The organism is Pararhodobacter zhoushanensis, from assembly GCF_025949695.1.
GTDB classification, from domain to species: Bacteria; Pseudomonadota; Alphaproteobacteria; order Rhodobacterales; family Rhodobacteraceae; genus Pararhodobacter; species Pararhodobacter zhoushanensis_A.
This window is the reverse complement of sequence record NZ_JAPDFL010000001.1, coordinates 850,001-872,427: the sequence shown is the minus strand read 5'-3', so window position 1 is coordinate 872,427 and position 22,427 is coordinate 850,001. Positions and strand designations below refer to the sequence as shown.

The 22,427-nt window shown below is 63.8% G+C and carries 16 protein-coding genes, 1 tRNA gene and 2 rRNA genes (1 of these 19 cut by a window edge); 7 read left to right on the top strand and 12 right to left on the bottom strand.

All coding sequences use genetic code 11. The features are described from left to right. Positions 1 to 15 precede the first annotated feature (15 nt). The 4 genes from OKW52_RS04330 to OKW52_RS04315 are packed head-to-tail and all read left to right on the top strand — an operon-like array spanning position 16 to position 4,379. Positions 16 to 687 carry an ABC transporter ATP-binding protein gene (locus tag OKW52_RS04330; RefSeq protein WP_264504615.1) on the top strand — a complete coding sequence of 224 codons (672 nt, stop codon included), beginning with the start codon at positions 16 to 18 and terminating at the stop codon, positions 685 to 687. Positions 688 to 709: 22 nt separating this feature from the next. Next, complete coding sequence (locus OKW52_RS04325; RefSeq protein WP_264504614.1) at positions 710 to 1,822, top strand: hypothetical protein; 1,113 nt, start codon at positions 710 to 712, stop codon at positions 1,820 to 1,822. Further along, positions 1,819 to 3,396, top strand: a complete 1,578-nt coding sequence (locus OKW52_RS04320; protein WP_264504613.1) for a glycosyltransferase — start codon at positions 1,819 to 1,821, stop codon at positions 3,394 to 3,396. The genes OKW52_RS04325 and OKW52_RS04320 overlap by 4 nt, the downstream gene beginning before the upstream one ends. Then, positions 3,393 to 4,379, top strand: coding sequence for a hypothetical protein (locus OKW52_RS04315; protein ID WP_264504612.1), 987 nt, complete (start codon positions 3,393 to 3,395; stop codon positions 4,377 to 4,379). The genes OKW52_RS04320 and OKW52_RS04315 overlap by 4 nt, the downstream gene beginning before the upstream one ends. On the opposite strand, the gene OKW52_RS04310 is transcribed toward OKW52_RS04315, so the two are convergent. Next, complete coding sequence (locus tag OKW52_RS04310) at positions 4,325 to 8,416, bottom strand: glycosyltransferase family 2 protein (RefSeq protein WP_264504611.1); 4,092 nt, start codon at positions 8,414 to 8,416, stop codon at positions 4,325 to 4,327. The genes OKW52_RS04315 and OKW52_RS04310 overlap by 55 nt on opposite strands. A 128-nt stretch (positions 8,417 to 8,544) precedes the next feature. Further along, positions 8,545 to 10,335, bottom strand: a complete 1,791-nt coding sequence (locus tag OKW52_RS04305) for a glycosyltransferase family 2 protein (RefSeq protein WP_264504610.1) — start codon at positions 10,333 to 10,335, stop codon at positions 8,545 to 8,547. Between the two features lie 146 nt (positions 10,336 to 10,481). On the opposite strand from OKW52_RS04305, the gene OKW52_RS04300 reads away from it, so the two are divergent. Both OKW52_RS04300 and OKW52_RS04295 read left to right on the top strand, forming a co-directional pair. Further along, complete coding sequence (locus tag OKW52_RS04300; RefSeq protein WP_264504609.1) at positions 10,482 to 11,192, top strand: sulfotransferase; 711 nt, start codon at positions 10,482 to 10,484, stop codon at positions 11,190 to 11,192. An 82-nt stretch (positions 11,193 to 11,274) separates the two neighbouring features. Continuing rightward, on the top strand, positions 11,275 to 11,931 hold the full coding sequence (locus OKW52_RS04295) for a sulfotransferase family protein (protein WP_264504608.1): 657 nt from the start codon (positions 11,275 to 11,277) through the stop codon (positions 11,929 to 11,931). A gap of 54 nt (positions 11,932 to 11,985) precedes the next feature. On the opposite strand, the gene OKW52_RS04290 is transcribed toward OKW52_RS04295, so the two are convergent. The 5 genes from OKW52_RS04290 to OKW52_RS04270 form a co-directional block, all read right to left on the bottom strand. Further along, complete coding sequence (locus OKW52_RS04290) at positions 11,986 to 13,461, bottom strand: aldehyde dehydrogenase family protein (protein ID WP_264504607.1); 1,476 nt, start codon at positions 13,459 to 13,461, stop codon at positions 11,986 to 11,988. A 14-nt stretch (positions 13,462 to 13,475) separates the two neighbouring features. Next, positions 13,476 to 14,771: a TRAP transporter large permease gene (locus OKW52_RS04285; protein WP_264504606.1), complete on the bottom strand. Its 1,296-nt coding sequence runs from the start codon at positions 14,769 to 14,771 to the stop codon at positions 13,476 to 13,478. A 4-nt stretch (positions 14,772 to 14,775) separates the two neighbouring features. Next, positions 14,776 to 15,237 (bottom strand): TRAP transporter small permease, encoded by a 462-nt coding sequence (locus OKW52_RS04280; RefSeq protein ID WP_264504605.1) that lies wholly within the window; start codon positions 15,235 to 15,237, stop codon positions 14,776 to 14,778. Between the two features lie 56 nt (positions 15,238 to 15,293). Then, positions 15,294 to 16,325, bottom strand: a complete 1,032-nt coding sequence (gene dctP / locus OKW52_RS04275) for a TRAP transporter substrate-binding protein DctP (protein ID WP_264504604.1) — start codon at positions 16,323 to 16,325, stop codon at positions 15,294 to 15,296. A gap of 106 nt (positions 16,326 to 16,431) precedes the next feature. Continuing rightward, positions 16,432 to 17,325, bottom strand: coding sequence for a LysR family transcriptional regulator (locus tag OKW52_RS04270; RefSeq protein WP_264504603.1), 894 nt, complete (start codon positions 17,323 to 17,325; stop codon positions 16,432 to 16,434). A gap of 94 nt (positions 17,326 to 17,419) precedes the next feature. Here OKW52_RS04270 and OKW52_RS04265 point away from each other — a divergent pair, with 94 nt between their 5' ends. Beyond that, a complete protein-coding gene (locus OKW52_RS04265; protein WP_264504602.1) occupies positions 17,420 to 18,214 on the top strand; it encodes a coniferyl-alcohol dehydrogenase in 795 nt (264 codons plus the stop codon). A 202-nt stretch (positions 18,215 to 18,416) separates the two neighbouring features. Here OKW52_RS04265 and OKW52_RS04260 read toward each other — a convergent pair whose 3' ends face one another. The 5 genes from OKW52_RS04260 to OKW52_RS04240 all read right to left on the bottom strand — a co-directional run. Next, positions 18,417 to 18,821 carry a response regulator gene (locus OKW52_RS04260; RefSeq protein WP_264504601.1) on the bottom strand — a complete coding sequence of 135 codons (405 nt, stop codon included), beginning with the start codon at positions 18,819 to 18,821 and terminating at the stop codon, positions 18,417 to 18,419. After that, positions 18,818 to 20,185, bottom strand: coding sequence for a sensor histidine kinase (locus OKW52_RS04255; protein WP_264504600.1), 1,368 nt, complete (start codon positions 20,183 to 20,185; stop codon positions 18,818 to 18,820). The genes OKW52_RS04260 and OKW52_RS04255 overlap by 4 nt, the downstream gene beginning before the upstream one ends. Positions 20,186 to 20,636: 451 nt before the next feature. Continuing rightward, positions 20,637 to 20,713 (bottom strand) — tRNA-Met (locus OKW52_RS04250). 67 nt (positions 20,714 to 20,780) lie between these two features. After that, a 5S ribosomal RNA gene (rrf, locus tag OKW52_RS04245) occupies positions 20,781 to 20,895 on the bottom strand. 84 nt (positions 20,896 to 20,979) lie between these two features. Next, positions 20,980 to 22,427 (bottom strand): 23S ribosomal RNA (locus tag OKW52_RS04240); it runs 1,383 nt beyond the window's last position.

The following is a 22,427-nucleotide window of genomic DNA, read 5'->3' as shown; positions in this document are numbered from 1 at the left end:
CGAGGCGGCGTCCCGATGATCCAGTTCGACCACCTGACAAAGGGATTTTGGGTCCGCGGCGAGTATTCGCCCGTGATCCGAAACCTCAACCTGACATTGCCGACCGGCAAGTCGCTGGCGCTGCTGGGCGGCAACGGCGCGGGCAAGTCCACCTTGCTCGAGCTGATCGCCGGCACCATGCAGCCCGACCGTGGCGATGTCTGGAGCGACGGCAGCATCTCGTGGCCGGTCGGCTTTGGCGGCAGCTTTCACCGCGACCTGACCGGCGCACAGAACACCCGGTTTCTGGCCCGGGTGTATGGCGTTGACACCGACGAGCTGATGGACTTTGTGCAGGATTTCGCTGAAATCGGGCGACACTTTCACATGCCGCTGCGCACGTATTCCTCGGGCATGCGATCGCGCCTGACCTTTGGCATCTCGATGGGCATCCCGTTCGACACCTATCTTGTCGACGAAGTGACCGCCGTCGGCGACCAACGGTTCCGCAGCAAAAGTCAGGCGCTGTTTCGCGACCGGATGAAGCGATCCAGTGCTATATTGGTGAACCACAACCTCGAAGAGCTGCGCTCGTTCTGCGATGCCGCCATCGTGCTTGAGAACGGCTCGCTTGCCTATTTTACCGACCTCGACGAGGCGATAGAGCATCACAAGCGGAACATGGCCGCACCCTTGAACAATGCCTGACCGGAGCAAAGCAACGGGACCGATGAGCACCGCACGCGAACTGATCCTGCATATCGGCCACTACAAGACCGGGACCACGGCGCTGCAGATTTTTCTGGAAAGCAACCGTGTGCTGCTGGCGCAGCAGGGGCTGAACTACGCCGAAGCGCCGGTCAAGTTTTCCAAGCATTCGGCGCTGGCGTTTTCATTGCTGCGGGCGGCGGGCGTTACCGAGCTGATGCATGACTTCCGCAACAAGCACTCGGCGCAGGAGTTGTGGCAAGAGCTGTTCACTGCCACCCGTGCCCTGCCCGAAGGCGCGTCGATGCTGGTCTCCTCGGAAGAATTCATCCGTCTGGGCGCCCATCCGGCCGCTACCGCGCTGTTGCGTGCACAGATCGACACCGCGCGCGATCTGCGCTTTCGGGTTGTCGTCTATCTTCGCCCCCCGCAAGAGCACCTGAAAAGCTGGTACAACCAACTGGTCAAGATGGGCGTCGATGTCGGCAGCTTTGACGCCGCCGTGCGCGCGCGGATGGAGGCGGTGCACTGGGATTACGCACTGGCGCTCAAACCGTGGATCGAGATCTTCGGCCCCGAGGCCATTGTGCTGCGAAGCTTCGAGACATCGCTGCGCGTCGGCGACGGGCTGTTTGAGGATTTCCTCGCCGGTCTGGGTCATGGCCTGCCGCTGGCGGCGGTTACTGGCTCTCGCGATCCCAATCCGCGCATGGATGACCGCCTTCTGGGCATTCGCCGGGCGCTCAACCGCTCCGGCCTGTCGGCGGACATGGCCCGGCAGGTGATTGACCGCGCCCAAGCCAGTCTGGACGCCGAGGCCGCGACCGACGCCCTGACCGATGCGCCCGGTTTCGACAGCATCCGCCAGCGCGCCGAGGCCGCTATTGATGCGCTGGCCGCCCTGCCGGGGGCGGAAGGGTTGGATACGCAGGCGCTGCGCGCCGCCCTGCCCGCACCGCAGGACGCAACGGAACGCCAGCTGGAACAGACGGTCGCTGTGCTGAGCTTCGAACTGGCGCAGATGCGGACAATCCAGTTGCGGCAGGCGTTGCGACTCAACCTGCTGGAAAAGCGCTTGGACAAGGCAGAGGCCGCCGGCACCGGTGCCCCTGCGAAGCCGGACGACGAGGCGTGAGAGTTCTTTTTTACAACTGGGCCGATCACCGCGACCCAGAGCAGCGCGGCGGCGGCGTCAGCGTCTATCAGCGCAACATCATCAAGGGCTTGTCCAAGGTCGACGGCGTGGAAACCGCGTTCCTGTCATCGGGTCTGGCGCACACGCTGCTGCGGCGAAAGCCGCATGTCATCACGCTGGCGCGCGGGGAAAGCCCGCGCTATGCGCTGGTAAATTCGGGTCTGGTCGCGCCCTCGCACGCCGATTTCGCGGGCGCGGCGCAGCTTGACCATGCCGAAACCGAGGCCGCCTTTGCCGAATTCGTCGAGCGGACCGGCCCGTGGGATGTGATCCATTTCAACAACCTCGAAGGGCTGCCCGCCAATGTGCTCAGCCTGAAAAAGCGCTGGCCCGGCACCCGCTTCGTGCTGTCGCTGCACAACTATTATCCGTTCTGTCCGCAAGTGAACCTGTGGTTCGCCGAGCGGGAGACCTGCACCGATTTTCACGGCGGGACCAATTGCACCCGATGCCTGCCCGCCCAGCCCGAACCGCGCTCGATCCGGGCCGCCTATGCCATGGCCTGGTCCTTGTCGCGCTGGCGGCTGGGGCCGGGAACCGGTTTTTATGAACGCTTCTTTCGCCCGGTGATGGGCGCAGCATGGCGTGGCCTGCGCCGCGTGTTGCGCGCGCGCCATATGCGCCGCAATGCCGCGCTTGAGACGGCACTGGTCACAATGGCCGAACCCGCCGCCCTGTCGCCCGCCTCTGCCAATGTGCCCCCGATCGCCGCTGCCGGGACACATCACGCCCCCGCAGAACCGCGCCCGCAGCCGCCTGCGGCCGCCGCCCCCTTGGCCGCGGCCTTTGCCCGCCGCCGCGCGCGGATGGTGGCGTTGATCAACGCGCATTGCGACTCGGTGCTGGCGGTGTCTGACCGGGTGCGCCAGATCGCCCTGAAGCACGGCGTGCATACCTCGCGGCTGAGCACGCTCTACATCGGCTCGGCCGAGGCGGGCGAATGGCACTACAGCAAACCGCGCCCGGCCTTTCTGCGCACCGATGGCACGATCCGGCTGGCCTATCTGGGCTATATGCGGCGCGACAAGGGCTATCATTTCCTGATGCGCGCGCTCGCCTCGCTGCCCGAGGCGCTGGCCAAGCGGGTTCATCTGACCGTCGCCGCCAAATCCGGCGATGCCGAAGCCATGGCGCTGCTGAGTGCCCTGCGCGGTCATCTGGGCGCTGTGCACCATCAGAACGGCTATACCCACGACACGCTGCCGACGCTGCTGGCCGATGTCGATCTGGGCGTGGTGCCACCCGTGTGGGAAGATAACCTGCCGCAGGTCGCCATCGAAATGCACGCCCGCCATATCCCGCTGATCACCTCGGATCGGGGCGGCGCGCAGGAGCTGGGGCGCTGCAATGATCTGGTGTTCCGCGCCGATGACAGCGACTCGTTCCGTCACGTCCTTGAGCGAATTCTGGACGGCAGCACATTGCCGGCGCAGTACTGGGCCAATGCCATGGCACCGGTCAGCCTGCCCGAGCATATCGAGGCGCTGGTCAAGATCTACCGCGAGACGCCATGAAAGCCATTATCCACATCGGCACGCAGAAGACCGGCACGACCACGATCCAGTCTTTTCTGAACCTGAACCGGTCCGCCCTGTCCTCGCAGGGGATCCGGTTCGAGCCGTTCACGCCGCGCAACATCGCGCAGATGGAGCTGGGCCTTGCCGCCATCGTGCGCGCCGGGGACATATTGGACGTGAAGGGCAAGCGCTACGCGATCGGGGTGCGGGGCCGGGAAAGTCAGACTGCCTTTGTCGACCGTCTTGAGGCGCGGCTGCGTGCGGGCGTTGCGGAATGGCCCGAGCATACCTTTCTGGCCTCGAGCGAACAGATCCACGCGTGGTGCTATAACCCGGCGCGGATCACGGCGCTGCACACGTTTCTGCGCGGCATTTTCGGCGACGTCCGCTATGTCGTCTATTACCGCAGTCAGGAAGATTTCATGCTCTCGACCTATTCCGAGAACATCCGCCGCGGTGAGATGCTGACGCTCGATGAGCATATCGACGACATGATCGGCAAGATGAACTTCAACCGCCGGGTGCAGATGTGGAGCGATGCTGTCGGGCGCGAAAACCTGACGGTGCGTCTGTTCGATCCGGCGCTGATGCCGAACCGCGACCTGCTTGATGACTTCTGCGCCCAGACCGGCGTGAACCGCGCGCCGCTTCAAACCCCGCCGCGCAAGAATGAATCGCTGAGCGTCGAAGAGATCGCGCTGTACCGCGACCTGAACCGCCGGGTGCCGATGATGCTGCGCAACGGCGCGGCGAACCCGCTGTTCTTTCTGCTGGTCCGCCTGATGCGCCGTCGCCTGCCGCAGCCCGGCACACGTGTGCGCCTGAGCGAGGCCCAGCGCGCCCGCATCCGCGCCCGGAATGCCGAGAGCAACGAGCTGCTGCGCCAGCGCTACTTTCCCGAACTGGCAACGCTGTTCGGACCGCGTCAATCGCCCGACAGCCCGCCCCCGGCACACACGCGGCGCACGAATTCGGCCTGATCCCACGGCACCGAGACGTCTGGATCATAGATCACGTCGCGTCCTTCGGACACCAGCGCCAGATACTTGCGGTATTCCTCGGCGTTGTTGAAATGCTGGCGGCGGGCAACTTCAGCCAGCGCCTTGGCGCGGAACGCCGCGTTGTATTTGAAATGCGCAAAGATCAGCGCGCGCCGCGCCAGCTTTGTGTCCGCCACAAAATGCAGCCCCGCCGACAGCCGCATCCACGGCCGGTATTTCAGCAACGCGATCTTTTGCGCAACGAACAGCTCGGCGCGAGAGCCGGGCATCAGCCGGTGACGCAGGGCACTGGTCCAGATCGGCGAATCCGAATATGGCCCGCGCGCGGCTGACGCGGCCAGAAACGGGTCACGGTCCACGAAACCGGCCTGCGCAAAGGGCGTGTCGCTGACGAAATCGGCCTGCGCCAGAGAGCCTTGGGGATACATGTCCAGCATGAAGATCCGCGCCGCATCGGCCCCGGCGAAATCCTCGCTTTCAACCAGATCCGGCAGGCTGCCGGTCAGATCGGCGTTCCACAGCAACAACTCATCGGCATCTGCCATCAGCGACCAACGGCCTGAACGGAAGTTGGCCATCAGCGCCTGTTGCCACGCCACGCCGTAATGCGACTGGTTGTAGGGGGTATCGACCGAAAACAGCGCCACATCGGGTTGCTCGGCCAGATACTCAAACGTCCCGTCATCCGAGCCGTTGTCGGCCATCAGGAACCCTTGCACACCCAGCGCGCGGTAGTGGTCGAAGAACCGGGGCAACATGAACATCTCGTTGCGCAGACAGGCGACAACGGCGACCGGGGCCGCGTTCACCGCGCGCAACTGCGCAGCAGACGAGATCAGATCCAGCGTGTTCGACCGCCCGCCCAGCCGCACCGGCTGAAAGCTGGGCCAGATCTTGGACGGTCGCGGCAAGGGGTCGGACAACCCGGCCAGCACCTCGGCCATGCGCTCGTGCCCGTCCAGATGCGCCAGCTTCACCCCACCGCCGGCGAAGGGCAGAAAGCCGTTCTCCCACGCCGCGACCAAGGGCCCGCCCGGCTTCGTTCGCCGCAAGACGCTGACCCGGTAGTCGGTGCCATCGACCCAGATATCGCTCTTGGCCAGCAGATCGCCGACCAGCTTGTCCTCCATAAAGGACAGGTGGATCAGCTCTTGTCCCCCGGGGCTGGCCGCTGCGGAGACCAGACAATCCATGGCGCGCCGTGACAAGGCATAGCCCGAGCCGCCATCGGCATAGACCGACGGTTCGGGTGACTTGTCCAGTTCAAGCCGCCCGCGCGCGCTGCGCGACTTGGGCATGTGCCAGCTGCGGTCCATCTGACCGCGCACACGCGTCAGACGGCGGCCATAATAGTCCACCCCCCGATGCGCCAGATCCCCGAACCATGCTGCCGGGTCCAGAAAGCAATCGTCATCGACCTTGACCAGATGCGCAAAGCGCGTGTGGTCACGCACCCAGCGCGCCATCGCCAGCGACTTCTGCGGCAGGCCTTCGTAATCGTCGGGCGCATCCAGAAAGACCACGTCCCCGTCCCGTCGCCCGTCGCCGCCACCGACAAAGATCAGCGCCGGCACGCCCATCCCGGCGAGCAGCGGCAACCACGTTTCGCGGATTGTCTGCACGCGGGTGCTCAGGTTGGGCTGGCAGGTATACAGGCACAAAAGCGTATCCTGCACCGGATCCGCCTGCGCCCAAAGATCGGCGGTGCGGTCGTCGCGCGGGACCGACAGGTCCGGCCCCAGCAGTGGGTCAAGCACGGCGGCGATCCGCGCCACGGCCGGGTGCGCACCCTGCGCGTGCAGCAGGCTTTGCAGCGCCTGTCGCGGCGCGGCCTGCGTCGCCAGAGCCGCCCGTTCCTCGTGCCTGGCCAGCGTTTCCGCCAGCGCCTCGACCCTCTCAAGCAGCGCCTGCGCCTCGGCTGTGCGCTCTTGCGCCAGCAGACCACGCGCCAGCGACAAGCCCAGAGTCAGACCCAGAAAATCGCCCTTCACCCCGCCCAGTGCGCTCAGCCCGGTCGTGATCTGCGCCAGAACTACGGGCTGCGCAGGTCCGGCAAGCAACCGGCGTGCTGCCGCACGCAGCGCGGCACGCTGTGCCCCGAAGGGTGCGCGCACCAGCTCGGGATTGGCCGCCAGCAACCCCTTTCGGGCGTGGATCAGCACCGCCGGGTCTTCGGGCGGGACAGCGCCGGGAAAGGCCAGCGCCCGCAGCGCAGACTCGGCAGGATCCAATCCTTCGACCAGCGCCGCCTGCACACCTGCCGGATCGTCCCCGGACACGCCGCCCGGCCCGAACAGGTCCCGGCGAAACCGCACCAAATCGCGCGCGCCGAATTGCCGGAACAGCGCGAGACTGAGGCTCAGCGCGCGGCGACCCTCGGGTTTGGTCTGTGCCCCCTGCTCGATCAGGGTACTGAGCTGCGCGAAGGCGTCCTGCAGCGTGCGCAATTCGGTCGGCAACACCCAGGCTGACAGCGCCTGCGCAGCGGCAATCTGCGCCCAGAACGTCGGGCTAAGACCATAGACACGCGCCGCGGCGGCAACAGCCCGATCCGCCAGCCAGTCGGGCAGGCTATCCAAGGCGACCAAGACCGCCACCGTGCCGCGCATCAGGCACCGGCACTCAGTCCGGTCCCAATAGTCGCTCGCGCGGCTGTCAATCAGATCCAGCGCTGCACTGATGATGTAGTCGCGCGCCTCGTCCAGCGGCAGGTTGCCGTCCAGATCGGGCGCCGAGACGGCCGCCTGTTCCAGAACCCAGCCAATCGCGGGGGTCGAGATCCACGCGGGCTTGACCGGCGCAAGTTGCCATAACGCTTTAGACACCCGGTCAAACTGCCCTTCGGCGTAATCGAGCGGCAGCTGAATCGACAGGGTCCACAAATCCCCGTCAGCAGCACGGGTAGGCAGCGGCACGGCCAGTTCACGGCGCAGGGCCATCAAATCGCGAACGCGGCCCTGCAGGCAGAACCATTCGGTCACCCGCGTAATCAGCGCAGTGCGCAGCGGGCCCGCGTGTGGCAGGGCCGCAAGCTCGGTGCGCAGCAGGGCAAGCGGGTCACTGTCAGGCGCGCCACGCATCTGCGCGCCGAAGCGATCGGCGATCAAGGGCGTCGGATCATCCGGTTCCTCGGACGGTGGGATCAGCACCGTCTCCGCCGCGCCCTCGGCGCGCCCCTCGGCCAGATAGCGGCTCAGCCCGAACAGGTCCGCAGCAGCGCCCAACGCCGCGCGCGCACTTGGCGTGAGCTGCGCCAGCACCCCTGCGTGGCGCGCGTGTTCGATCGCCTGCAACGCCGCCCGGTCGTCCAGAGCAAAGCCGCCTGACTGCGCCAGTGCCTCGATCCGGGCGGCGACCTGCGCGCGGTCCAGCGCAAGCGTACCCAGCGCGCGCCCGGTGGCATCGCTCAAGACCAGATCCAGCGCCTCGGCCCCGCCGTCCCAGACGCGGCCGGGCAGGACAGCCGCCAGCGCGTATTCCGGCTGACCGCTGCGCATCGGAAAGGGCAGTCTGCGCAAGACGGCGGGAATATCCTCGGGGAAACCGGAAACGCGCAGGGTTCCGGCGGCAGCATGGGTAGCGGGCAGGCCGCGCAGAAGAACCTCGAACGCCTCGCTCAGATGCACGCCCGGCTGCGCATCGCCGCTGCGCTTGAGCTCGACAAGGCGCACACTGTCCTGGGCCAGCGCACCAGCGGTTTCCACCCACGCGATCTGCTTCAGCGCGGGAAAGCCCCGACGCAAAAACAGCCGCCCCGTCCGGTCAGGCCGGGGCAGCGCATCAAAAATGCCCACCAGTGTGTGGTCGACCTTGACCTCGACACGCCCGGCCGAAAAATGCAGATCCACGCTCAGGGGTCGCGGGGCAAACCGCCACGGCAGCGCCACCTCACGCCGCCACCCCGCCGCATCGCGGCGGTTGACCACGATCAGCTTTTCCGTGGCCCGGATCGACAGGTGAAACGGAATCGTCTGGCGCTGTTCGTCATAGAAGTTGAGGTTCAGGACCGCGGCCATCGAAAAATCAGCGAAACACTGAAACCGGGCACCTTGAGCGGTTCGGAACGGGAACATAACAGTCCTTGCTCAAATCGGAGTCACAAAGCCTGCTTATCGCCTGTCACCCCCGGCGTTGCAACGGCACGTCACCGGGCGCGCCGAAAGAGCCGCAGAGCTGCGTGCACCCAGCGGGGCGTTTCAGGGTCGGCGCGGGCATCCTGCTCAGCGGATAGCCATCGTGCGAACAGGGCAAGGGCCAGCGCCAGCGGCCAGCGCAAGACACCCCAGCCCCGGCGCAAACGCACCAGCCGCAGAAACAACACCGCCCGCCAGCCGCGCGGCAGCGCAGGCTCGTCGGGGAACGCGGCGATCTGGCGGCGGGCGCGCAGCAAGCCCGGCACAGCGACGGGGCGATCCGGTGCACCCGCGACGGCCAGCCGTGTATAGCCCGCCTTGTGCGCCGCCAGAGCGCTGGACAGGACCACGGCCTGCACGGCGGCAATGCCCGCCGGGACACTCAGATCCGGTTGCATGCCGGCCAGAAGATCGCGCCGGATCACGCGATTGGCCAGCAACGGATACAAGAACAGCGCCGGGCGCGCGCCCATCGGGATCAGACCGCCGTGTACCGGCAGCGCATCCAGATCAGCCCCGGCCCGCGTGTTGTCGGTCCAGCCGTCGTGATAGCCCTGCGTTGAGCGCTCAAACCCGCCCATCGCCAGCCGAGCCTTGCTGGCCTCGCCAAGATTGACCAGCCGCATCGCGCCGTCCGGCAACAGCGTCTCGCCCGCGCCCAGCAGCAGCACCCAACGGCCTTGCAGCGTGTCGGCAAGCGCAGCCAGCGTTACCGGCGCTTGCAGATGCTGCACCGGCAGGTCCGGCGGCAGCCCGGCGGGCAGCGTGCGACCCACCACCACAAGCTCGAAATCCGCCATTGTCTGCGCCAGCACGCCCGGCAGGGCGGCCTGCGCGTCCCCCAACAGGACCACCGACAGCGGCCTCTCTCCGGCCAGTGCCAATCCCAGACCCCGGCTGATCTCAGGATCCCAGTCTGGCGACCAGAGCACCCCCAGCCGCTCGAACAACGCCACAACGCCGGTCAGAAACTGCGCGCGTCGCCGGCGGTCGCGCAGCGCCAGCGCGCGTTCATGCACCAGCCGCGTCGCCAGCCTTGCGTAGCCCTCGTGCGGGTTGGTCATGCCGCTGGCCATGATCAACGGATACAGGCGATCCAGCACCCTGAGTTGCTCGAACACCCGGTCGCTGTCGGCGCCGGTGATCTGACCTGCCCGCTCGCGACGGTGGCGGTACAGCGGCTCGGGCACATAGGCCAGCGCCGGGGCCCGCGCGGCAAGCGCCCAGAACACCTCGTGATCTTCGAACCAGCTGCCCTCGGGATAGGCCAGCCCGTCGAACAGCGCCCGGCGATAGAGCTTGTTCCACGCCGACGGAAACTGCCGCGCAACTTCTCGGGCATCGGTCAGCGCGATGGTCCGCGCCGCTTCCGGCCCGGTGCTGGCGTGGATCGCGGGATGCGTGCTCTCGCTTTCGTCGGGATAGGTCAGCAACACGGCACAGGCGGCCCAGTCGGTGCTCTCACGCTCGATCGCGGCGTGCAGGTCGGCCAGAAAACCCGGCTCAAACGCGTCGTCACCGTCCAGAAACGCGACAAACGCCCCACGCGCCAGCGCCAGCCCGGCGTTGCGCGCGCCGGAAAGCCCGCGATTGGCCTGACGGATGAAGCGAAACCGCGCATCGCCAGCCACCGCGGCCTCGGCCACCGCGCCCGACCCGTCGGTCGAGCCGTCGTCAATCACGATCACTTCGAAATCGGTCAGCGTCTGGCCCAGCAGACTGGCCATGGCCGCGCCGATCTGCGCCGCGACGTCGAACACCGGCACGATGACCGAAATCAGAGGAGTAGCGGTGCCATTCATGCATCTTGTTCCCGCGCGCGGACGCGACTGTAAAGCCCTCTCAGCGGCATTTCACAACAGCGGAGCCTGAGCAGGAATTGGTTGTCCCCTTCTGGGTAGCACGCTATTCGTGACGAAGTGTGTAGAAAGATCAAGGTTCCCACGACGTGACAGAGTCCAAACCGAAACCGGCCGGGATCGAGGGGCACGTCTTTGTTGTCACCTATGGCCGGTCAGGCTCAACCTTGGTGCAGAACCTGCTCAACGCTATCCCCGGCTATTGCATCCGGGGCGAAAACAACAACACGCTGGGTCTGATGGCGCGCTCGTGGCACGAAGTGCAGGGCAACACCATCCTCAACAACCTCGCGCGCAACGGCGTCGAAACCTCGCCCGAGCATCCGTGGTATGGCGGCGAAAAGATCAATGCGACGCGCTATGGCCGGTCGCTGGCTCAGGTTTTTTCGCGTGAAATCCTGTCGCCGCCGCCGGGCACCCGTGTCGCCGGGTTCAAGGAAATCCGCTGGGCCAACGAAGGCACGCCGCTGCCCATTTCGCTGAACTTCCTGGCCGGCTTCCTTAAGAACAGCCGCTTTATCTTCAACACACGCGACCATGACGAGGTGGCGCGCTCGGGGTGGTGGGCCACGATGGACCCGGACAAGGTCAAGGCCCGGCTGGCCAAGGCCGAAGCTGCCTTTGCACAATACCGGACGCGCCACCCCGAACGGTGCCTGCACATCCATTACAATGACTACGTCAGCGATCACACCAAGCTGAAGCCGATGTATGATTTCCTTGGCGAGCCGTTTGATCTTGACCGTGTCGACGCTGTGATGAGCCGCGAACTGACGCATCTGAAAGAAGACGACGCATGATCGCCGCCCGGACTGCCATGCGGGTCGGTCCGGTTACGCAGATCGCCCGCGCGATCCGTCTTTGCAAAGCAGGAAAACGACCATGCCGTTGATCATCCGCCGCAATAATCTGGCCTATTTCTCGGTTCCCAAGGTCGCCTGCACGTCGATCAAGAACATGCTGCACGAAATGAAGACCGGCGAGCCTTTCAAGCCGTGGACCCGGCCGAACGGCAAGACCGTCTTCGTGCACAACCTTTACAGCTCGATCCACTTTGACGAGCTGCCGCATGAAGAGCTGGCGCCGCTGCACAAGATCACCATCATCCGGGATCCGATCACCCGCTTCCTGTCGGCCTATTCCAACCGCGTGGTTCACCACCGCGAACTGTCTAAGGAAAAATGCGGCGGCAAACTGGCCAAGGCCGATCTGGCGCCCGATCCTGATCTTGGCCTGTTCATTGACCGGCTGGAAGACTACGTGCGGACGGTGCCCGTCATCGACCACCACACGCTGCCGATGGTGACGTTTCTGGGAACCGATCCGGGCTACTTCAACCGGGTTTATGATTTTTCGGAACTCAAGCAGCTTGAGGCCGATATGCAGGCGCTGACCGAAACCACTGTGCCCTTGCCGCGATTGCAGACCGGTGGACCAAAGCTGCGCAAGAAAGACCTGACCCCGGCCCAGATCGACCGCCTCAACGCCTATTACGCCGCCGATTACGCGGCCTTTGGCGATATCCTGCAACCGACCTGACCGGCTTGCGGCCCGACCACGCCGGGCCGCTGTGTCAGTGGTCTTGGCGGCGCATCAGTCCAGCAACCCCGACGCTCCGGCAATCGAGTGGAAGCCCTGAAACTGGGTGACGCCCTCATAACCGAAATTGCGCCCGATGCCGGATTTCTTGAACCCGCCGAAGGGCGCGTTGCCGTCATTGGCCGACGGGCCATGCGCGTTGATGAAGGTGTAGCCAGCCTCGATCCGCCGGGCCATGGCAATGGCGCGCCCGGTATCGGCGGACCATACAGACGAGGCCAGCCCGAACTGGTCATCATTGGCCAGCGCCACGGCTTCGTCTTCACTGTCAAACGTCAGGATCGGCAGCACCGGGCCGAATTGCTCTTCGCGCACCACTGACAGGGTCGGATCGGCCCCTACCACCAGCGTCGGGCGCTGGAAATAGCCCTGCGCGTAAAGCTCAGCGTCAGGGACCTGGCCCAGCTCCAGCACGCGGGCACCCCGCGCGCGCGCTTCGCCGATCATGTCGGTGACGGTCTTGAGCTGCTTGGCGTTGTTCATCGGACCCATGGTCGTTTCGGGCAACAGCCCGTCGCCGACGACCTGCGCATCGACGACGGCGCGCAGCCCGTCGACCACCTCGTCAAAGCGCGAGCGGTGGACGTAGAGCCGCTTGAGCGCATAGCAGATCTGGCCCGTCGACATGAACGCGGCGCGGTAGAGGCTGTCGAACGTGTCGCGTGACAGCGCCGCGTCGCTCAGGATCAGCCCGGCGTCATTTCCGCCCAGTTCCAGTGTGACGGGGGTGATATTCTCGGCGGCGACCTTCATCACATGACGGCCCACATCGACCGAGCCGGTGAAGTTCACGTAGCGCACCAGCGGGTGCCCGATCAGCGCGTCGCCGATCCGCCCGGCTGAGCCGGTCACGATATTCACCACACCCGGCGGCAGCAGTTCGGCGATGCGGTGCAGGCTGATCGTCGGGGCCAGCGCGGAGTTGGCCGAGGGTTTGACCACCACGGTATTGCCCGCCATCAGCGCCTGCGGCAGCTTCGCGCCCAGAATGGCCAGCGGCCAGTTCCACGGCACCACCAGGGCCGCCACGCCGCGCGGCTGGCGCGTGACGATGGTGTCGTTGCGCGGTGCGCGGATGATCTCGTCGCGTGCCAGCCGTTCGGCATAGTCCGCCGATTGCACGAAACGCTCGCCCAGTCGGCTGATCTCCAGATGCGTCTCGCGCAGGATCTTGCCGTGCTCGCGGGTGAACAGACGCGCGCGGGCATCGACAAGGGCGCTGTCTTCGGTCAGCGCAGCGGCAACCTTGCGCAGGATCACGGCACGCTCGTCATAACTCAGCGCGGCCCATGCCGGAAAGGCGGCATGCGCGGCACGCACTGCCCGGTCGACATCTGCAACCGTGCCAGCGGCGGCGCGACCGACCAGTTCCGAGGGGCGCGCGGGGTTATGGATCTCATAGCTGCCACCATCCGAGGCAGGGCAAGCCGCCCCATCAATGTAGAGATGGGTTTCGATGCAGTCGGTCATGGTCAGGCTCTTTCTTAGCGCATCGCGTCCGGCAGAAGCGTGGCGATCTGCGGGATGAGAAGGATCAGCACGCCGCCCAAAACCATGGCGACGATATAGGGGGTCACGCCCAGGAAGATCGCGCTTAGCGGGATCTCGGGGGCGACGGATTTGACGGTGAAGACGTTCATGCCGATGGGCGGCGTGATCAGGCCCAGCTCGATCACGATGATCACCAGAATGCCGAACCAGATCAGGTTCACGCCCAGCGATTCCAGCGACGGCAGAAAGACCGGGATGATCAGCAACAGGATGCCGATGGATTCAAACACCGTGCCCAGCAGCACGCAGATCGCGCAGATCATCAGGACCAGGCCGATCGGCCCCAACCCCATGTCCAGCACCAGCGCGCGAAGCTCGTACGGCATGCCGGTCAGGTTGACGAATTGCGCAAGGATCAGCGCGGCGAAGACAATCGCGAAGATCATCGCCGTGGTGCTCACGGTTTCCTCGATCACGCCGAAGATGCTGGCGCGGTCCCTGAAATGCCCGCGCATCACGCCCATGATGAAGGCCCCGGCGCAGCCGACACCGGCGGCCTCGGTCGGGGTGAAGATGCCCGCGTAGATGCCGAGCAGCACGATGCCAAAAAGGATGATCACCGGCCATGTGGAATACGAGGCGCGCAGCGTCTCGATCAGGCCCATCGCGCGGCCCTTGGGGCCGAAGTCGGGGCGGATGGCGGTGACGATCAGCACAGCCGCCATGAACAGGACAACCAGCATCAGCCCCGGCAAAATGCCCGCGATGAACAACTGGCCGATGTCTTCACCCGCCACGATGCCATAGATCGCCAAGGGAACCGAGGGCGGGATCATGATCCCCAACGTGCCCCCGGCGGCGATGGTCCCGGCCGAGAAGCCCTCATTATACTTGAACTTGCGCATCGACGGCACGGCTACGCGGGTCATCGTGGCCGCCGTGGCCAGCGACGAGCCACAGACCGCCGCGAACCCGGCGCACGACAGCACGCCCGCCAGCGCCAGCCCGCCGCGAAAACGCCCGAGCCACGCGTAGGAGGCGGCATACAGGTCGTTGCTGATGCCGGATCGGTGGATCAGCGCGCCCATGAAGACAAACAGCGGGATGATCGAGAAATTGTAGTTGGTCGAGGTGTCCACGATCCACTGCGACGAGGCGGCAAAGGCCGCGTCGAAGCCGCGCAGATACATCAGGCCAAAGAACCCCACGGCGAGCGTGGCAAAGGCCAGCGGCACGCCGACAAAGGCCAGAAACAGCAGGATCGCGAAACCGATCAGGGTCAGGGTCATGGCTCTATTCCCGGGGTTCTTGGGGCGCGCGCATCGCCGCCAGCGCGGCAAGGATCGCGAGGGCCGCCAGCAGCGTCATGCCGCCGACGATCCACAGCATCGGCAGGCGCAGGACGACCGTCGATTCGGGGTAAGACAGCAGATCCCACACGCGCCAGCCCAGAATGACAGCAATCGCACTGACGCCGAGCAGGCTCATCGCGTTGAAAACGAAGCGATAAAGCCGCGGGATGTGGCGCAGGAAGAACGGCTCGAACAACGAAACCGTCACATGTGACCGCTCGCGCGCCACGGTGAACATCCCGGCAAAGACCAGAATGCCCAGCACCATCTGGACCATCTCGGCCGAGCCAAAGATCGGATGGCTGAAGGCATAGCGCATCACGACTTCGGCGCAGGTGATCAGCGCCATGGCGGTCAGACAGACCCCGCCCAGCAGGATCGTCAGTTTCTGGATAGGTCTCATGCGTCCCTCCCGGTGGCAGTCGAGGCGGCGCGCCATCGCGCCGCCCCTGTCCGCTGTCACGGCTGCGAGGCTGCCGCCACGCGGGCGCGGGTCGCGTCGATGATCGCGCGGCCGTCCAGACCATAGGCCGCGTCGATCTGGTCGACCCAAAGCTGGGCCACCCCATCCGAGGCGTCGTGCATCGCGGCCAGCAGGTCGGGATCGACCGGCGCAAAGGTCACGCCCATCGCCTCAAGCTGCGCGCGGGCCTCGTCATCGGCCACGTCAGTCGCGGCGCCCAGACGGCGGGCAAGCGCCGCGCCGGAGTACTCGGTGATCACTGCGCGGTAGTCTTCCGGCAGCCGGTCCCAGACGCGCTGGTTGAAGAAGATCGAGAAACTGGCCGACAGCATATGCGGCGACATCTCGACGCAGGATTTGGTGTAAGGCCCGATCCCGAAAGCAATCGTGGTTTCCATCGTCTGCCCGTAATGCGCATCGACCGTATTGCGCGAGACCAGCTCTTGCAGATTGACCGCAGGCGAGGCGGTGATCGCCAGATCCATCGCGGCGAAGGTATCGGCAATCGTGCCGGGCAGCGCCCAGATGCGGCGGCTGCGCAGATCCTCAAGCGTGGTGATCGGCGTGTCGGTGGTCGAGCACAGGTACGTCGGCCCCAGATGGAAGCCCGAGACCAGCTCGACGCCCCGGATCTGTTCGACCCCGGCGAAGAATTCCTGATAGCTCTCCCAGAACGCCACCGACATCGCCTCGGAATTGCCAAGGTCGATGAAGGGCATCTGCGTCAGCATGGTGCCCGGCGCGGATTGGGCGAGAAAGCCGTTAAAGATGAATCCGCCGTCGGCCACACCATTGCGCACGGCATCGACGATGCCCGGCGGCGGGGCGACGGATTGCGGTGGAAAGGTGATGCGGACCTCACCATCGGTTGCGGCGGCAATGTCCGCCGCCCAGGCCTCGAACACAGGCCAGGCGAAATGGTTTTGCGGAATGAACAGGTTAAAGGTCAGATCGGTTTCCGCGATCACCGGCGAGGCAAAAGCGGCGGCGGCAAACAGCGTTGCCACGAATGGTTTTTTCAGTGTCATCAGGTCCTCCCACGGGCCGGTAGCCAAGCTACTGAGCCGTTCCTAGCGCCGCGCCGCGATAATGAGCAGCGCTATTTTATAAATCGCGATAGGCAGGATGTATCACTTACAGCGAGGTCACGCGGCGCCGGATACACATCGCCAGCGCGTCGGCGGCGGGGGTCAGCGGGTGACCGGCGCGGGTCATCAGCGAGATGCGCAGCGGCTCGATGGTCTCACGGATCGGGATCGGCGCGATGCGCCATGTCTTCTGCACGTCGTCGAGCAGCAGCGCGGGAAAGGTGCAGACCGCGCCCAGACTCTCGACCAGCGACAGCGCGCCGTAATAGGATTCCGACGTAGTCGTGGCATGCGGCGGCGTAAAGCCGTGGTCCAGAAACGGCTTGCTGAAAATGTCCCCCGGACCGCCGGGTGCGCCGATCATGATCCATTGCGCCTGCTCCAGCTCGCCCAGCGAACGCGCCTTGAGCAACGGCGACTCCGACGCGGTGATGATGTGGATCGGCCCCTCCATCAGGAACTCCACCGCGATCTCGCGCGCAAGATCGGCGGGCGGAGCGGGGCCGATGACGATATCGGTGCTGCCCTCGCGCAGGGGTTTGAGCGCGCCGGGGAACAGCCCGCTGGACAGATGCACGTCGATAGTCGGGTGGGTCTTGCGAAACGCGGCCAGCGCGCGGGGCATGATCCGCGCGGCGGCGAAGGGCGAGACGCAGACATGCACCGCGCCGGTCAGCTCGCCGCGCAGCTGGCTGACCTCTTCGTCCAGCCGGTTGATTTCCGAGGTGATTGTGCGCGCCCGCAGCAGCACACGCTCGCCAATCGGCGTCAGCACCACCCCGCGCGAGGTGCGCATGAAGATCGGCAGGCCCAGCTCATCCTCGGCCTGACGCAGGGCCTGGGTCAGACCGGGTTGCGATTTTCCCAGCGCTTTGGCCGCCGCGCGCAGGCTGCCATGCTCGGCGATGGCCACAAGAACCTGTATGTGCTGAACCTTCATGGTGATACTCAGAACTTATACGTCACGTTTTTTCAAGACTGTTCGTGATCACCAGCCTGCGCCATGGATCGCCCCTGTTGCGGGAGGAGTTGACATGACACAGCGAACGTATGCCGTTACCGGCGTGGCAAGCGGGATCGGCGCGGAACTGGCGCGCATCCTTAAAGAACAGGGTCACCGCGTGATCGGGTTCGACATCCATGAAGCGCAGGCCAATCTGGACCGTTTCATCGCGCTGGACCTGAATGACGCGGCATCGATCACCGCCGCTGCGGCGCAGGTTGACGAGCCGCTGGACGGGCTTTGCAACAACGCCGGTCTGCCCCCGCGCGCCGGGCTGGAAGAGACGATCCTGCAGGTGAATTTCCTCGGCACCCGCGCCTTTACGCAGGCCCTGCTACCCCGGTTGCGGGCCGGTGGTTCGGTGGTCAACATGGCCAGTCGAGCAGGCGCGCACTGGCGCGAGAATGTCGCGCAGGTCAAACGGCTTGCGGCGGTGGGCGGGTGCGAAGGGCTCGCTGCTTTCATCGCCGCCGAGCAGATCGACGCGACGCGCTGCTACAACCTGACCAAAGAGGCGATCATCCTGTGGACGATGGCCGAGGCCGAAGCGATGATCCAACGCGATCTGCGCATGAACACGCTCAGCCCGGGCGGCACGGCGACGGGCATCTTTGGCGATTTCCAGCGTGCGTTCGGCGCTGCGGTGGATCGCAACATCAAGCGCGCGGGCCGCGCCGGAAAGCCCGAAGAGATCGCCCAGATCGCCGCCTTTGTGCTGTCACCTGCCGCCAACTGGCTGAAAGGCGCCGACATCGCCATCGACGGCGGCATGGGTGCGTTCAACCTGACCGACGCGATGGACCTGCAAGGGTTGCGTCTGGCGTAACCATCGCGGCGGGGACAGCGACCACGGGCGATCGCTCATGGTCACCACTGATGCCAGCCAGGTCGGGCCGTTTCGTATGCGCCTCGGCGTCGCGCCGTGCTGGTCGAGCGTCGCCAGCCGGGTGGCGGCAGGAACACCGCGGCAGGTCCTCAGATCCGCGTCGCCTTGGACAGTCACACAGGGGATAAGCCGACGGGTAACGCTAATTTCCGTCTGCAATCAACCGCGCGACCCGCTGCACGTGCTCAATCGTGAGCGGTTTGGTGATGAAATCCTTCACGATGCCATAGGTCGCAGCGCGCTCACGGTCAGCCGGGTTCAGAGATGTCGTCAGCATCACCACAATCCCTTTGACAAACCTTTCGCCAATCCCGCTGACCGCTGCTTCGATGAATTCAAACCCGTTCATGCGGGGCATGTTGATGTCCAGAAAAATCACATCGACCTCAAGGTCCGGGTTCTCTTTCAGAAAGGCCAGAGCGTCATCAGCATAGGTGAAGCTGATGATCTCACCGATCAGACCTGACCGGGTGAGCACCCTTTTGTACTGCCGCTGATCGATTTCCTCATCATCGACAAGAAGGGCAAGTTTGATCACAACGCTCATAGCAAAGTCTCCGGAAAGGTCATGGCGAAGGCGGTGCCACCGTCAATGCCCGGGCCAATGGTGATCCGACCCTGATGGTTAGACATAACCCGTTGGCAGATCGTCAAACCCAGACCGGTGCCGTCATAGGCTGACTGCGCATTCAGACGCTGGAACAGACCGAAGACCCGGTCGCGAAACGTCTCGGGAATGCCGATACCGTTGTCGGCGATGACGATCTGCAGACCGTCTGGCGCCCTTTCTGATGTGATCTCTATCAGCGGTCGTCGGTCAGGCGCGCGAAACTTGACAGCGTTGGAGATCAGGTTCTGAAACAGCATCCTCAGTTGCATCTGGTTGCCCATCAGGGTTGGCAACGCACTGGTCGAAACCGTTGCCCGTGACTGGGCAATCTCGCTGGCCAGATCGGCTTTGACCTCTTTGATCAGGGCGGTCAGATCGACCGTCTCCACTGTCATGGGCGTATCCACGATCTGCGAGTATCTCAAGACATCGTCAACCAGACGGCACATGCGCTGGTTGGTTGCCCGCATATCTGCCAGCATCTCCCGCCCCTCAGGTGTCAGGGTTTCCATTTCGGCAAGCTCGTCGATCAGCATTCTGATCGTATTGGAGGGCGATTTCAGGTCATGCGACATCGCATAGGTGAATTCTGCCTGCTCTTTGTTCGCCGTTTCGAGCCGGGTCAAGAGTGTCCCAATCGCTTCCGCATGCGCCTTTTCTTGCGCCAATTCGACGCGTTGGCGTTCGTAGGTAAGCAGAAGCTTTCGTTCCCGTTGCCAGCCCAGATAGATGATCGCTGTAATCAGGGAACAGATGAGCAGGAAGAGAGCAGTCAGTCCGATCGACAGCAACTGCGCGGCGGCGCGTTGGCGCAGATGGAGAAGGCCGTCGATCTCGCGGTGCAGACTGATCAGGGCTGACTGCGCGCCCGTGTCATCGATGCGCACCAGCCGATCAACATCGGCGATCGCGGTCCCGGCCGCATGCGCTGCACGGATCGCATCAAGCGCGTGTCCATAGGCGTCGATGGTCGTGCGAATTTCCGATGCATCAAGGGTAAGCTCAGCCTGTAGAAGAAGCGTCTGCACCCGCGCCATTTCGGCGATAGCGGTGGCATAGGCTTGCGCCCCCAGATCAAGGTAAACAGGCTCATTCGGCCGCAGAACTGCGTTCTTGAAGTAATGGATCAGCCCTGAATAACCAATCGCACGCTCAAGGCCCAGAAAGGCGTCCGCGATTTCGCTGGTGACTGTTTCCGTGGTTTCGACTTTGCCCCTGAGTTCCAGGACATACAGGCTGGCGAGCATGACCACGACCAAAGAGATCAACACCGCCGCGCGTATTTTCAGCCGGGCGGTCATGACGCAACACCGGTGTCGCCGCACCCGACGATATGCCGGAACACGGGCGGCATATCACCAGCCTCGGTGTTCGCAACGGACCCCGAAGCCGCCCCATCCATAGCCGACTGCACAAAGCTGTTCGGAGTGTTCAAGAGCCTGTCCACGGTCCATGGGTCCCTCGTTGATCCGATAGATCTTGGGTCAATACATTTTACATTTCGTGAATGCCTTGCGGCCACCGGATCGTATCCCTCCGGCAGCCAGCACCGGCCACGCGCAGCGACATCCGTGACGGGATGACCGGGGATGGCTGGGTTTGAGCTCGGGGATTGTTCGCCTGGTGGTTGCGCATGCGCCGCGCCGCTTGGTTCCAGCTCGGTTTTGATGACCCCTTGCTTCCCCTGGATTTGTGCATGCGAAAGCCCCGCGAGAGCGCAGGGCTTAACCAACTGTAACTGAAGGAAGTTTTTGGTTGCGGGGGTAGGATTTGAACCTACGACCTTCAGGTTATGAGCCTGACGAGCTACCGGGCTGCTCCACCCCGCGCCGGGGAAGTCTGTTCGTGGTTTTATTGTATCGTTGATGAGAGTTTTGTTTTTCTGTTTCTTTTCAGGTTTGGCGGTGACCTACTCTCCCACGTCTTAAGACGCAGTACCATCGGCGTGACGACCCTTAACTGCCGAGTTCGGGATGGGATCGGGTGTTTAGCCATCGCTATTGCCACCAAACCAGAGAAGAAACAGAACCATCGGCTGCTTACGCAACTGTCTTTTGTCTATTTAGCTTTTGATCCAGTCTTGCTTTTACTGGATCAGATCAAGCCAATCGAGCCATTAGTACCGGTCAACTGAATGCATTGCTGCACTTACATCTCCGGCCTATCGACGTGGTGGTCTACCACGGCTCTCAAGGGAGACCTTGTTTTGAAGGGGGCTTCCCGCTTAGATGCCTTCAGCGGTTATCCTGTCCGAACATAGCTACCCAGCACTACCGTTGGCACGATAACTGGTCCACCAGTGGTCCGTTCACCCCGGTCCTCTCGTACTAGGGGCAACTCTTCTCAAGTCTCCTACACCCACGGCAGATAGGGACCGAACTGTCTCACGACGTTCTAAACCCAGCTCACGTACCTCTTTAAATGGCGAACAGCCATACCCTTGGGACCGACTTCAGCCCCAGGATGAGATGAGCCGACATCGAGGTGCCAAACGATGCCGTCGATATGGACTCTTGGGCATCATCAGCCTGTTATCCCCAGCGTACCTTTTATCCGTTGAGCGATGGCCCACCCACGTGGGACCACCGGATCACTATGGCCGACTTTCGTCTCTGCTCGTCGTGTCAGACTTGCAGTCAGGCTGGCTTATGCCATTGCACTCAACGACCGATTTCCGACCGGTCTGAGCCAACCTTCGCGCGCCTCCGTTACTGTTTGGGAGGCGACCGCCCCAGTCAAACTCCCCACCATGCATGGTCCCGGACCCGGATGACGGGCCGCGGTTAGACATCAAGAGTGCGAAGGGTGGTATCTCAAGGGAGGCTCCACCGGAACTGGCGTCCCGGTATCGATGCCTACCACCTATCCTGCACATCACAATCCTGATGCCAGTGCAAAGCTGGAGTAAAGGTGCATGGGGTCTTTCCGTCTAACCGCGGGTAGTGTGCATCTTGACACACAATTCAATTTCGCTGAGTCCATGTTTGAGACAGCGGGGAAGTCGTTACGCCATTCGTGCAGGTCGGAACTTACCCGACAAGGAATTTCGCTACCTTAGGACCGTTATAGTTACGGCCGCCGTTTACTGGGGCTTCAATTCAAAGCTTGCACCTCTCCTTTTAACCTTCCAGCACCGGGCAGGCGTCAGACTGTATACGTCGCCTTACGGCTTCGCACAGCCCTGTGTTTTTAGTAAACAGTCGCCACCCCCTGGTTTGTGCCCCCGGCCCATACTTGCGTACGAACCGGGCCTCCTTCTCGCGAACTTACGGAGGTATTTTGCCGAGTTCCTTAAACATGGTTCTCTCAAGCGCCTTGGTATTCTCTACCAGTCCACCTGTGTCGGTTTAGGGTACGGTCTTATAGAGGGGCTATTTCCAGGAACCTCTAAGCGGCCCTTCCAATCCGATAAGGAAGAACAACCTTCGAGATCCGTCACCACCTCACGGCCCAGGAATATTAACCTGGTTCCCATCGACTACGCCTTTCGGCCTCGCCTTAGGGGCCGGCTTACCCTGCTCAGATTAGCTTTAAGCAGGAACC

What these genes read in the sequence shown, in the direction of transcription:
- OKW52_RS04330 (WP_264504615.1), top strand. Translation starts at nt 16, where the DNA reads ATGATCCAGTTCGACCACCTGACAAAGGGATTTTGGGTCCGCGGCGAG.
- OKW52_RS04325 (WP_264504614.1), top strand. Translation starts at nt 710, where the DNA reads ATGAGCACCGCACGCGAACTGATCCTGCATATCGGCCACTACAAGACC.
- OKW52_RS04315 (WP_264504612.1), top strand. Translation starts at nt 3,393, where the DNA reads ATGAAAGCCATTATCCACATCGGCACGCAGAAGACCGGCACGACCACG.
- OKW52_RS04310 (WP_264504611.1), bottom strand. Translation starts at nt 8,416, where the DNA reads ATGGCCGCGGTCCTGAACCTCAACTTCTATGACGAACAGCGCCAGACG.
- OKW52_RS04305 (WP_264504610.1), bottom strand. Translation starts at nt 10,335, where the DNA reads ATGAATGGCACCGCTACTCCTCTGATTTCGGTCATCGTGCCGGTGTTC.
- OKW52_RS04295 (WP_264504608.1), top strand. Translation starts at nt 11,275, where the DNA reads ATGCCGTTGATCATCCGCCGCAATAATCTGGCCTATTTCTCGGTTCCC.
- OKW52_RS04290 (WP_264504607.1), bottom strand. Translation starts at nt 13,461, where the DNA reads ATGACCGACTGCATCGAAACCCATCTCTACATTGATGGGGCGGCTTGC.
- OKW52_RS04285 (WP_264504606.1), bottom strand. Translation starts at nt 14,771, where the DNA reads ATGACCCTGACCCTGATCGGTTTCGCGATCCTGCTGTTTCTGGCCTTT.
- OKW52_RS04280 (WP_264504605.1), bottom strand. Translation starts at nt 15,237, where the DNA reads ATGAGACCTATCCAGAAACTGACGATCCTGCTGGGCGGGGTCTGTCTG.
- dctP (WP_264504604.1), bottom strand. Translation starts at nt 16,325, where the DNA reads ATGACACTGAAAAAACCATTCGTGGCAACGCTGTTTGCCGCCGCCGCT.
- OKW52_RS04270 (WP_264504603.1), bottom strand. Translation starts at nt 17,325, where the DNA reads ATGAAGGTTCAGCACATACAGGTTCTTGTGGCCATCGCCGAGCATGGC.
- OKW52_RS04265 (WP_264504602.1), top strand. Translation starts at nt 17,420, where the DNA reads ATGACACAGCGAACGTATGCCGTTACCGGCGTGGCAAGCGGGATCGGC.
- OKW52_RS04260 (WP_264504601.1), bottom strand. Translation starts at nt 18,821, where the DNA reads ATGAGCGTTGTGATCAAACTTGCCCTTCTTGTCGATGATGAGGAAATC.
- OKW52_RS04255 (WP_264504600.1), bottom strand. Translation starts at nt 20,185, where the DNA reads ATGACCGCCCGGCTGAAAATACGCGCGGCGGTGTTGATCTCTTTGGTC.